The following is a 12255-nucleotide window of genomic DNA, read 5'->3' on the forward strand; positions in this document are numbered from 1 at the left end:
TCTGGATACTGCAAACAATTTGTAAACCCGGATGGTATGAACACAAAAAAAGCTCCTCACAGCGTGAGAAGCCTTTTCTTTCAACAGAATAATAGGATCAGTCTTTTTCAGAGTTGTCCTGTTTCAATTTAGATGTATTTGTAATCTTAGAGAGCAGGACTACAATTGCTGTTAAGATTCCAATCACTATAAATATGGAAGCCATACCTTTTCCCATAATCTCTAAAGCGTAAATTATATTTTGTGTATTCATAATAAAGCTCCTTTCATCTAAGCCATATTCTTAAGAATCTGACTAACCAGATTTATAACGACGCCTCCTGCAACAACAGAACCAATCTGGCCTGCTACATTTGCGCTGATCGCATGCATCAGGAGATGATTGGTCGGATCTTCCTTAAGTCCCATTTTTTGAATGACACGGGCTGACATGGGGAAAGCAGAGATTCCTGCAGCGCCAACCATCGGATTGATTTTTTTCTTTAAAAACAGATTCAGGAATTTTGCAAATAAGACGCCGCCGATGGAGTCAAAAACAAATGCAACTAATCCAAGCAGCATAATAAGTAATGTATTCACATTTACAAATGCTTCCGCCTGCATACTAAAAGAAATTGTGATGCCAAGCAGCAAAGTGATGAGATTAGCAAGTGTGGTCTGAGCCGTATCAGATAAACTTCCCAGGCAGCCGCATTCTCTGATTAAATTTCCAAACATAAGGAAGCCTACCAGTGCAACAGACTGAGGTGCGATAAGCCCGGCAACTATGGTAACTATGATTGGAAACAGTATTCTGGTTAATTTTGTTACTGATGCCGGATTATAATCCATCCGGATCATACGTTCTTTTTTGGTAGTAACCAGTCTGATTGCAAAAGGTTGTACAATGGGTACCAGTGCCATATAAGAATATGCAGCAACCGCAATTGCTCCCATATAGTTTGAGTGCATAATTTGGGAAACCAGAATAGAGGTTGGACCATCCGCAGCACCGATAATACCAATTGCTGCAGCATCATTAAGATCAAAGTTAAAGATTACTGCCAGCAATATTGTAAAAAAGATACCAAACTGTGCAGCACCGCCGAATAAGAACATTTTTGGATTGGAAAGCAGTGGTCCGAAATCGATCATTGCTCCGATTCCAATAAACAAAAGAATTGGCAAAGCTTCAGAAGATTCAATGGTAGTCTCAAATAACCACTGGATTATTCCGTTTACATTCCCTACCCCTTCAATCGTCTGGTTTAGTACTCCTGACAAGGGAAGGTTAACGAGAATCGCTCCGAAACCCATAGGCAGCAAAAGTGAAGGTTCAAATCCTTTGACTATGGCAAGATAGATCAGTAATCCACCAATTCCATACATAACCAACTGCTGCCAAGTAATTGCTGTGACACCTGACAATAAAAACTCCATAATGAAAATCCTCCTTAGCTTGGTTTCCTTATTGTGTAAACTGCAACTATATTTAATAAATATAATATAAAATTTATGAAATAACAATAAAAATAAACATTTTTATTTTAAACTATGATCATTATTTGTGTCAATGCGTTCTTGAATTTTTATCTGTTAATTATTCGTTAATATTACAGATAAGTTTTATAATTCAAACGAATGGTTCATATCTAATTATTGTCATAAACTTTTGGAATATAATCCGTATTTAATAACAAAAATAGCGAAAAATATACATAATATACAAATAAATAACATAAAAATAGTTTAAGAACCAGTGCTATATGTGCATTATATCGAATTGTGTGATAGCATTTATTTGCTACTTGAACTTATTGCACTAAAATGCTAGTATTGGAGACAAAGCGAATTTTGCTTAATAAATGAAAGGGAGATGAGCTCTTTGGTACTTAATTTACAGTTTTTTCAGATCTTATCTATTATTATTTCAATGCTTGCTTTTGGCGTAGCATTCTGGCTTTACCGATGGGTTGAAGCACAGCCTTCCTCCAATCAAAGGATAGCAGAAATAAGTAAATTGATTCGCAATGGCGCAAACACATTTCTCACAAAAGAATACAAGACGTTATCACGCTTTTGTCTTGTAGCAGCAGTTGTTATTTTAATATTCCTTCCTTCACCCATATGGAAGGGCAATATTATTGGCAACATCATTATGGCAGTTTCGTATTTGTTCGGCACAGTTTTTTCCGCTATTGCGGGTAAGATTGGTATCAGTATTGCAACAATCGCCAATGTGAAGGCAGCTGAGGCTTCCACAAAGGGGATTAAACAGTCATTTATGTCAGGATTCCGAGGCGGCGCCGTTATGGGAATGGCAGTTGTGGGATCCAGCCTTCTGGGAGTGACCCTGGTTTTGCTTTTGACAAATAATACCACAGCACTTCTGGGATTCAGCTTCGGTGCAAGCTCCATGGCTCTTTTTGCAAAGGCAGGCGGCGGTATCTTTACAAAGACAGCAGATATCAGTGCGGATCTGGTTGGTAAGGTTGAACTTGGAATTCCCGAGGATGATCCCAGAAATCCTGCAGTTATTGCTGATAATGTAGGCGATAACGTAGGAGATGTGGCTGGAATGGGAGCGGATTTATTTGATTCCAATGTGGCTTCCATGGCAGCTGCGCTGGTTATGGCAGTATCCCTGGATGGTGCTTCTAAGGCAGCTGGTCAGACTGCCAACAATGCAGCCATGGTATTTTGCTATGCAGCAGTTGGTCTTCTGGCTTCCATGGTAGGTGTAATGACCGCAAGGATGAAGGAGGGCGGAGATCCCACTTTGGCATTAAACACAAATACATACGTAACAACGGGACTTTACGGTGTGCTGACTGCAGCCGCAACCTGGGCTTTTGGTTTTTCCTGGCGAATCTGGGGGGCCAGCGTGATTGGTCTTTTGGTAGGTGTTGTCATTGGTCTTGCCAGTGATTACTTTACAGATGACAAAAGGCCTCCGGTTCGTGCAGTGGCAAAGGCCTGTGAGTCCGGACCTGCATTTACTATCTTATCCGGAATCAGCTATGGTTTAATGAGCACCCTTCCGTCTATGATCGGAATTGGTGTGTCAGCACTTGCTGCCTACAAGCTTTGCTATCCAATGGGCGGAGGAAGTGTGGAATATGCCATGTTCGGAATCGCTATGGCTGCAGTTGGAATGCTTTCAATTGTAGGCATGATTATATCCAACGATGCGTATGGTCCAATCGTTGACAATGCAAGAGGTCTGGTCGAGATGGGTGATCTTGGCGATAAGGCGCTTGAAATAACCGATTCCCTGGACAGTGCAGGAAATACAGTAAAGGCAGTGACAAAAGGATTTGCCATCGGTGCTGCCGGTCTTACAGTAATCGCTTTGCTGGGAGCATTTATGAGTGAAGTGAACGGTGCGATTGATGAGCTTAATGCTGCTTCGGCAGGAGCGATTATGGATAAGATCACAGGCTTTGACGTGATTAATCCCAATGTATTTTTTGGATTATTAATTGGTGCAGCAATTCCTGCATTGTTTTCAGCCATGCTGATGCTTGGAGTTGACCGGAATGCACAGCGTATGGTTTCTGAAATTCACCGTCAGTTCAGAGAGATTGCCGGATTAAAAGAGGGAAAAGAAGGCGTTGTTCCGGAATACGACAAATGTATAGAAATTGCCACCGACGGCGCAATTAAGGAGCTGGTTCCAGCCGGACTTATGACCATCATTGCAACGTTGTTAGTTGGATTTATCGGAGGCGTACAGTCCATCGGCGGTTTCATTACTGGAAATATTGTCAGCGGATTATTATTCGCATTATTCATGTCCAATTCAGGAGGACTGTGGGATAATACAAAGAAATACATTGAGGCGGGGAATAACGGAGGCAAAAATTCACCGGCTCATAAGGCAGGAGTAGTAGGAGATACAGTAGGAGATCCATTTAAAGATACAGCAGGTCCGTCAATTAATACTCAGATTACGGTTGTATCCCTGGTGGCTTCTCTGACAGCTACTATTTTCCTTACCTTTAATCTGTTTGGATGATAATCATAAAATCAGGGCAGAAATCCTTTTGTATGGATTTCTGCCCCATTTTTTCTCAATCTATTCTATGGTTAATACTAAATCATTGAAATCCATTGATACTAAAACCCGGTAAATATCATGCTTCCAGGTTGTTTTCAGCCGGTCATCTGTTATGGGAAGGCATTCCTTTCTCATATGAGAGCTGCCGGTTACAGTTACTGTTCCAAGATCTCCGATTTTTATCTGATTCCCATCTAATGTTGGTTCCTCATAAAACATAAGGGATAATACCGGCTGTAACCCCTCCCCTTCGTAATGATCCGTTATAACAATCTGTTCGCCCTTTTTCATGACAGCCCTTCGCTCATAAGAATGAATCCGGTTGTCCGGATAAGCGCCGGCAATGTCCATTGAAATGCTGCACACAGCAGAACCAAGCTCATAAGAGACATTTCTGGCAGCAAAAGAAGCTCCGTCTTTCTGGATGATTTCTATATCTCCATCCAGGAAAGAGGGTAGGTTGTGATAACGGGACTGCATGGTCCATATATCATACCTTTCCGGAGAAAATGTCTTTTTGGTGTAGGTTTCCACACCAATATCGATCAGCAGCGGCCTGCCATCTTTATAAATGGTAAAGCTGCCGGTATCGTTGTGATTGTGGCTGTCATTGTTATCGCCTGCTTTGACGGCTAAGTACCGATGGTCATCCCTTGCAAGGAAGATTCCAACACTTTCATACCAGTAATCCTTATGTTTAATAGAAGGAGCTTTGTCAAAGGTAAGCATTTCCGAATATGTGAATACGGTCTGGAGCCGGTAAAATAAATTGTGCTCACTGACATCCAGTGGATCTTCCCCGTTCTGATAATCAGAAGCAGCAAATGCCATCAGTTCCTGGTTCCCTGTCCGTTTGCCAAATAAGAATTCTCTGGCGCCGCAGCGTCCGGCCACAGGAGAGCAGTCTGCAAAATTAACATAATAGATTCCATCAATATGAACGTTTAGAATATATGCTGCAATGTTCTTAACTTTCTTATTTGAGTATATGGTTTGAAAGGAATTATCTGTGATGCCGTTCAGTACCTCCAGACAATTAAACAGACATAATCCCGCATGACGATAATACTGGGCTCCCTCGTCACAGCATCCGTCGTCTCCGTATTCATCAAGAAAGTAATCGATGCTTTGGCATGCTTTCTCAAGAATCTGCTGTTTCCTGTCTTCATCAAGATCTCTTGTAAATGCAGAGAGAAGTACATTCTGTGTACACCATACCGTCCAGTTGTTCATGGGACTTTTGCCATCCCCCATCCACCAGAAATGTTCATTCAGATAAGGCTGAAAGATCCGTTCTTCCAGATTTTTATTGATCATTACCGACAGGAAAGGACTTACCTGAAGAAGCTCCTGCCTCAGAAGATACTCTGCGACAGACAGAACCGCTCCGGTTTCAGCAGCGAATAAATCAATAACAGGCCGGGTTACGTCAGGAAGGATGAACTGGGGTGTATCACGGATATACGAGTTGTGGGCAGGGAGCTGCCACGCATTTTCTTCGCAGATTAAATATAGGCCATTGATGATATCGTCCAGAAACCGCCCTTTATATTCGGCACATTCGGCAAGAACCAGAGAATTTAATACCGTCCTTCTTAAAAACATTTTATCCTGAAAATGACTCCTGTTTCCTGTTCTGGAGAATTCCATGAATTCAGTTGCAGGAAGGGAAGGGTAAGAAAAGCCAAGATATTGCTCCCCGTCCTGAATCAGACGTGATCGTAATTCTTCCGGCAGACCTTCCCAGGAATCCCGGTTTGAGGCAGGAAATAACGGGTTAAAGCTGGTAATGGGTTTCGTTAAATGCTGAAAAATTTCTGTAATCATGATGTGTTCTCCTTATTCTTCTTCCGGATCCATAGTGTTTTGCTGAATAAAGTCCCTGGGAGAGTATCCGGTGACTTTTTTAAATACCTTGCTGAAATAAAAAGCGCTTTCAAAGCCCAACTGGTCGGCTACTTCGTAAATCTTCATATCCTGTTCCAGGAGAAGGGTTTTTGCTTTATTGATTTTGGCCTGGGCGATGTATTCGGAAAATCCCAGGTGGCAGTTCTTTTTAAACAGAATGCTTAAATAATTAGGGCTTAGTCCGAATACACCGGCAACCTCATTTAAAGTGAGCTTTTCGGCGACGTGATTGTGAATATACTTTTGCACGTTTGTAATGACATGAGCCTTATAGGTTTTTCGTTTGGATTTTAAAATATCACACAAACCGTCCCGGAGTACGGTCATCCACTCAACAATCTGTTCCACATTGCTAAACCGGTAAATCGAACGGTAACCATCACTATAAGAAGAGAAAATCTCCGCCATATTTGCCTCTCCATCCGGCAGAAGAGACAATGCCAGATAAAGAATGTTGCAGGCGCCGTCTGCCGCCTGGGAAAAACGCAGCGGGTGAGCTTCAAACAGTTCTATAATTTCTGTTAAGGTGCGGGAGAGTACATCCGTATCAAATTCATTAAATGCCTTTGTAATTTCCCCTTTAAAGACTGAAATATTAAATGCATTCCGAATGGAATCCGTATCGCCGCTATTAAAAAATGCGATGGACTGGGAACGGTTCATCCGTCCAAATGCCTGACGTGCTTCCTGGTAGGATTCGCTGATTTTTAATGGCTGGGAGAAGGGGGACCCCACCCCGGTTAACACCGTTACATTAAAATAATTGTTTACCATTTCCGAAGCATTGAGAAAGGCATTTTTAATGGTATCTTCCTTAAATCCATCTAAGGATTCAAGGTGAAACACAACTGCAAAATGCTTCATATCCAGAGACACCACATAGGCGGGAAGATACCTGGTTATAATTTCCCGGTACATCTGCAGGGTACTGCTATATAGATTCATTAATTTACTGTATTCCATCTGAGTATGGTTGTTTTCTTGTATTTCGCAAAATGCTGCAAAGTAGCAGTGTTCTGCAAAACTCAGCTTTAAATCCTTTGACTGCAGATCAAACTGTTCTTCACTGTCAAATAAATTGTGTAAAAGCCGCATGAAAAATTTTTCATAATAGCTTTGAAGCAGAGGACGGCCTGATTCCTTATACTCGATGGAAACCCGAAGACTTTCTAAACGGGAGAGAGCTTTTTGAACGGATTCCAGTAAGGACTGGGCATTTAACTCCAGCTTGATTAAATAATCCACTGCTTCGTATGACATTGCTTCTTTGATCAGCTGAAATTCTTCATAACTTGTGAGAAATATAAACAGAGGGATTTTCCCGTATTTTTCCCGGCATGCCTTTGCAAGATCCAGACCGTTCATAATAGGCATGCGAATATCCGTAATGACGATTTCCGGCGAATATTCCTCAATTAAATCCAGAGCATTCTGACCATTTACTGCAGTGCCGCAGATTTCAATCCCGTAGTCTGTCCAGTTTAACATGGACTTTATTCCGATCTGAACCAGTGGTTCGTCATCCACGATCAATAATTTTGTCATATATATTACCTTTCTGCCAATTGTTTTTCTGTAAACAGTACGTAAGGCAGCCGAATAGTCATGGTAGTAAATTCACCTTGCCGGCTGGTAATTGTAATTCCGTATTCTGATCCGAAATCATACTGAATCCGCTTGTTTACATTACTAATGCCTACGTGCCGGAAGAACTCCGTTTTGTTATGAGAATCGGTATCTTCCCGAAGTACTTTCTCGATCATTTCCTCCGACATCCCGATTCCGTTATCTGTCACACGGATCATCAGTCCTTTTTCTCCAGCAATTTCTTCCGCTTCGGCTGATACAATGATCCTGCCTGCCGCTCCTTTTGGTTCGATTCCATGAAAGAGAGCGTTTTCAATAATGGGCTGAAGAGAAAACCGGTGAATCTGGCAGTTATAAAGTTCATCGGACTGAATCTGATATTCAATGGTTACACTGCCGCCGTAACGGTACTGCTGTATTAAAAAATAGTCCTTGATAAGATCCAGTTCTTCTCTCAGCGGAATCATGGAAGCAGTTCCTTTGGATACATTCTTTAAAAGCCGGGCCAGGGCAGTTGTCATGTCTGCGATGCCTCCCGCATTCTGAATGGTCGCCATCCACTTAATGGAATTCAGCGTGTTGTAGAGAAAATGAGGATTGATCTGGCTTTGAAGAATCTGATATTCCAGATCCTTTTTCTGTTTTTCATCGGAGACACGTTTTTCCATCAGCGTGATAATATTGCCGGACATGGTATTAATTCCTCTGCCGATCTGACCCAGCTCATGATTCCATTCAATGGTATTGTCTCTGGAAAAATCTCCGGTTGAAATACTGTCTATCTTATTACTCAGCTTATGAATTGGCTCCATAATAAAGCGGTTTAAAAAGAATGCAAGCAGGATGCCCATAGAAACAATAAAAAAGCAGATGCCGATAATCAGCAGTGTATATAAATTCTTTTGCTGTTTAAACTGCTGTTCAGATAAAATCTGAGATATACTCCAGTCGTTGACACCATCTATGGGACGCTCGATCAGAATTCGTTTTTCTCCGCCACTCATGGTTACAGAATGAACCTGGGTGCCTGCCAGGAAAGATTCCTTTCTGGCTGAATTTTCCGAAATCTCATAAGGCTTTTTTGTTTCCACCAGGGTATTGGACTGAAAACGATAGGTCTTATCCCCCATATTAATGAAAAAAAGACTGTCATCTGGAAGGGGATAGGTTGCCAGATAGTCCGTAAACAGTCTGGTTGAAATTTCAACATAAGTCCATCCGATGATCTCCGAATTAAATTTGTCATAGACAGGACGTACAATAGGAATGAATTCTCCCTGAGTGATGGAAGATAATGGGTCATGAATCAGCCCAATCCATAAAAAATCGTCAGCATGAAACAGAGGTTCAAAAAAATCGCTCTTCCTTATGAGTTTGGCAGCATAAGGAGAAGAGGTGCTGACGGAAGAGGTCATATGGAGAAAGTTATTTTCATTATTTGTAGAAACGATTGCACGAATATATTTGTAGGAACGGGTTTTATAATATTCTTCTTTCAGTCGGTTATGAGTGGAAAGAGCCATTGGCCGTAAATTGCTGGAATCATTGGAAGCCGTTGGAAGCTTGTTTACATCTTTAAATGCTTCCAGATAGTCCTGTATGACTCCATTGGAGCAGCACCATTTACTGAAATAAATGATATCCTTCATGTCTGTTGCTATGTTATTGCTCACAACCTGCAGACTGAATTCTGCAGACTGAACCTGATTTCTTCTGAGAAATAACTGAAAGACTGAGAAACAGACTGTGGTTGTAAGGACTGTGATAAGCAGCGTAACGGCTGCTGTCAAAATCATGATTTTGCCTCGGATGGTTTTTGGAATCAGTGTTTTCCACATGATATCAGACAAGTCCTTTCTATAATAGATGTATTGATACCCAACGCTGTCATTTTTTAAGTTAGCTTATTTCCTGTAAAATGTCAATGAAAAGAGCCGTGTTATTTTTATAAAAACAGGTCAATATGTATACAAAAGATAAATTTTACTGTTTATCATAAAATAATACATGTTTTAGTAATACAGAATTAATTTGTGAATAAATAGTGAATATTTTCTTAGATAATTTCCATTCTTAAATCCAATGGAAGCGGGTTATAATAGAGCCATGGTAAATCACAAGGGTTTACTGAAAACAATTTCAAATCAGGAGGGTATACAATGAAAAAAAGAGCACTTAGCCTTGCACTTGCCTGTACCATGGCAGTCACTGCACTTGCAGGCTGCGGCAGCAGTACCAAAGAAACCACAGCTGCATCAACAGAAGCAAGCAAAACAGAGACAAAGGCAGCAGAGACCACTGCATCAGCAGGCGGACAGACAACACTGAAATGGTCTGTTTGGGATATCAGTTCCACGACCTATTATCAGCCTCTGATCGACGCGTTTGAAAAAGCACATCCGGATGTTAAAATCGAGATGGTGGATCTTGGTTCTACCGATTATCAGACAGTTCTTGCAACAGAATTAACTGGCAGCGGTTCTGATTTTGATGTGGTAACAGTAAAGGATGTTCCAGGTTACATGACACTGGTAAACAAAGGTGTTTTAGAGCCTCTGGACAGCTACATCGAATCTTCCAAAGTGGATTTAACTCAGTATAAAGGCCTTACCGATCAGATTAAGGTAGAAAATAAATTATATGAGCTTCCATTCCGTAACGATTTCTGGGTACTGTTCTATAATAAGGACATCTTTGATAAAGCAGGTGTTGCTTACCCGACTAATGATATGACATTTGAACAGTATGATAAGCTGGCAAGAAGCTTAACAGTAGACACACCAGGACAGGAAGTATACGGAGCACATTATCATACATGGAGATCTGCAGTACAGTTATTTGGTGTGCTTGACGGAAAAAATACCATCATTGATGGAAAATATGATTTCTTAAAGCCTTACTATGATATGGTAATTAAAGAGCAGGAAGACGGCGTTTGCCAGGATTATGCTACATTAAAGACCAGCGGACTTCATTACTCAGGCGCATTTGCACAGGGCAACATTGCTATGATGAACATGGGTACCTGGTTTATCTCCACTTTAATGGATAAGATCCGTACAGGTGAATATACAGACTGCAAAAACTGGGGAATCGTGAAATATCCTCATGCAGAAGGCGTAGAGCCAGGTTCTACACTTGCTACCATTACTTCTCTTGCAATTCCTTCCAATGCACCTCATAAAGATCTTGCATGGGAATTCATTAACTTTGTAAGCGGAAAAGACGGAGCAGAGATTCTTGCTTCTACCGGAACCATTCCAGCTGTTATGAACAGCACAGTTGCTGATCTTGTATCCAGTGCAGACGGATTCCCAAAAGCAGATGGAACCAGTGTTGAAGCTTTAAACACTTCCAAGCTGTACTTAGAGATGCCTGTAAATCCAAAGAGCTCTGAGATCGAAACTGTATTAAATGAAGCACATGATGCAATCATGACAGGAAGTATGTCAGTTGATGACGGCATTGCTCAGATGAATGAAAAAATCGGTGCAATTCTTGGCAAATAAAGCAGCGTGGTAACAAAAACAGGCGGGCAGCATATAACGGCCCGCCTTATTTAAAAACTTCTGATTTGATTTTGACGGATAAGAACTGGAAAAGGAGGATAAGCCGTTTTACCGGGCTTTAAGACAGACTATGGCTAAGACAATAACAGAAGCGCAAAAACAGGAAAAAATCGCGGCTTTACATGAGAAACGGAATGCACTCAGTCTTTTGTTAAAAGACGCAAAACGTACTCATGAGCGCGACAGGCTGATTGCGAAAATCGAAACAATAGATGAGAAAATTAAGAAGGTGAGGACCGGAGAGATCCTTACCAGACAGGAAAAAAGAAATTTAGTCGCTTATTCTTTTATCGCTCCCAACTTTATCGGATTTGCCATATTTACGCTGGGACCCATTATCTTTGCGTTTGTACTGGCATTTATGAGCTGGGATGGCAACAGTCCCATGAAATTCGCAGGAATTAAAAACTTTATTGACATGTTTGGCAATGCAAGGTTTCATTCTGCCTTTATCAATACCATTGTATACTGTATCGCCACCGTACCTTTGACGTTAGTCAGTGCACTGGGACTGGCAATCGTTTTAAACCAGAAAATAAAGGGAAGGAATTTCTTCCGTACGGTAGGATTCTTCCCTTACGTAGCATCTCTGGTTGCAGTGGCAGCCGTGTGGAACATGCTTTTCAGTCCTCAGAAAAGCGGACCAGTCAATATGATTTTATATTATCTGGGAGTTCATGCAAAAAGCCTGCCTAAATGGTCGGCAGATCCTCACTGGGTTATGTTTACAATCGTGCTCTTTAGTGTATGGAAGAACATGGGTTACTACATGGTAATTTATCTTGCAGGACTTCAGGGAATCAATGCAGAGCTCTATGAGGCAGCTGGTCTTGACGGCTGTAATTCCTGGCAGCGGTTCCGCTATATTACCTGGCCCCAGCTTCAACCTACTACATTCTTTGTTACAATTATTCTGACCATTAACTGCTTTAAGGTTTACGATATTGTATATATGCTTGCAGGCGGCTCCAACGGTGTTGTAAGTTCCCAGGCTATGGTTTTGGTTTACCACATTTATGAAGAAGCATTCCGTAACTGGAATCTGGGCTATTCCAGTGCAGTTGCAATTGTGCTGTTCTTAATGGTTCTTGCAATCACCCTGGTTCAGTTCCGCGGTGAGAAAAAATATGCAAACTAGAAGAAGGAGGATAT

Annotated in this window: 8 protein-coding genes; 3 read left to right on the top strand and 5 right to left on the bottom strand. The window is 41.3% G+C overall.

What is annotated here, in order from left to right:
• Window positions 1-97: 97 nt before the first annotated feature.
• Complete coding sequence (locus BXY41_RS26635) at window positions 98-253, bottom strand: OadG-related small transporter subunit (RefSeq protein WP_170072229.1); 156 nt, start codon at window positions 251-253, stop codon at window positions 98-100.
• Between the two features lie 17 nt (window positions 254-270).
• On the bottom strand, window positions 271-1419 hold the full coding sequence (locus BXY41_RS06280) for a sodium ion-translocating decarboxylase subunit beta (protein ID WP_104435942.1): 1149 nt from the start codon (window positions 1417-1419) through the stop codon (window positions 271-273).
• 445 nt (window positions 1420-1864) lie between these two features.
• Between BXY41_RS06280 and BXY41_RS06285 the strand changes: the two genes are divergently transcribed.
• Window positions 1865-3997, top strand: a complete 2133-nt coding sequence (locus BXY41_RS06285; RefSeq protein ID WP_278321415.1) for a sodium-translocating pyrophosphatase — start codon at window positions 1865-1867, stop codon at window positions 3995-3997.
• 60 nt (window positions 3998-4057) lie between these two features.
• On the opposite strand, the gene BXY41_RS06290 is transcribed toward BXY41_RS06285, so the two are convergent.
• From BXY41_RS06290 to BXY41_RS06300, 3 genes are read right to left on the bottom strand one after another with little or no spacing between them, the layout of a single operon-like run.
• On the bottom strand, window positions 4058-5866 hold the full coding sequence (locus tag BXY41_RS06290) for a heparinase II/III domain-containing protein (protein ID WP_104435948.1): 1809 nt from the start codon (window positions 5864-5866) through the stop codon (window positions 4058-4060).
• A 12-nt stretch (window positions 5867-5878) separates the two neighbouring features.
• Window positions 5879-7492, bottom strand: coding sequence for a response regulator (locus tag BXY41_RS06295; protein WP_104435951.1), 1614 nt, complete (start codon window positions 7490-7492; stop codon window positions 5879-5881).
• A gap of 5 nt (window positions 7493-7497) precedes the next feature.
• Window positions 7498-9330: a sensor histidine kinase gene (locus BXY41_RS06300; RefSeq protein WP_242980066.1), complete on the bottom strand. Its 1833-nt coding sequence runs from the start codon at window positions 9328-9330 to the stop codon at window positions 7498-7500.
• Window positions 9331-9693: 363 nt separating this feature from the next.
• Here BXY41_RS06300 and BXY41_RS06305 point away from each other — a divergent pair, with 363 nt between their 5' ends.
• Window positions 9694-11043: an ABC transporter substrate-binding protein gene (locus BXY41_RS06305; protein WP_104435955.1), complete on the top strand. Its 1350-nt coding sequence runs from the start codon at window positions 9694-9696 to the stop codon at window positions 11041-11043.
• A gap of 130 nt (window positions 11044-11173) precedes the next feature.
• Window positions 11174-12241, top strand: a complete 1068-nt coding sequence (locus tag BXY41_RS06310; protein WP_207657055.1) for a carbohydrate ABC transporter permease — start codon at window positions 11174-11176, stop codon at window positions 12239-12241.
• The last annotated feature ends 14 nt before the right edge of the window (window positions 12242-12255 follow it).

The sequence above is a fragment of the Lacrimispora xylanisolvens genome (genome assembly GCF_002934545.1).
GTDB lineage: Bacteria > Bacillota > Clostridia > Lachnospirales > Lachnospiraceae > Lacrimispora > Lacrimispora xylanisolvens.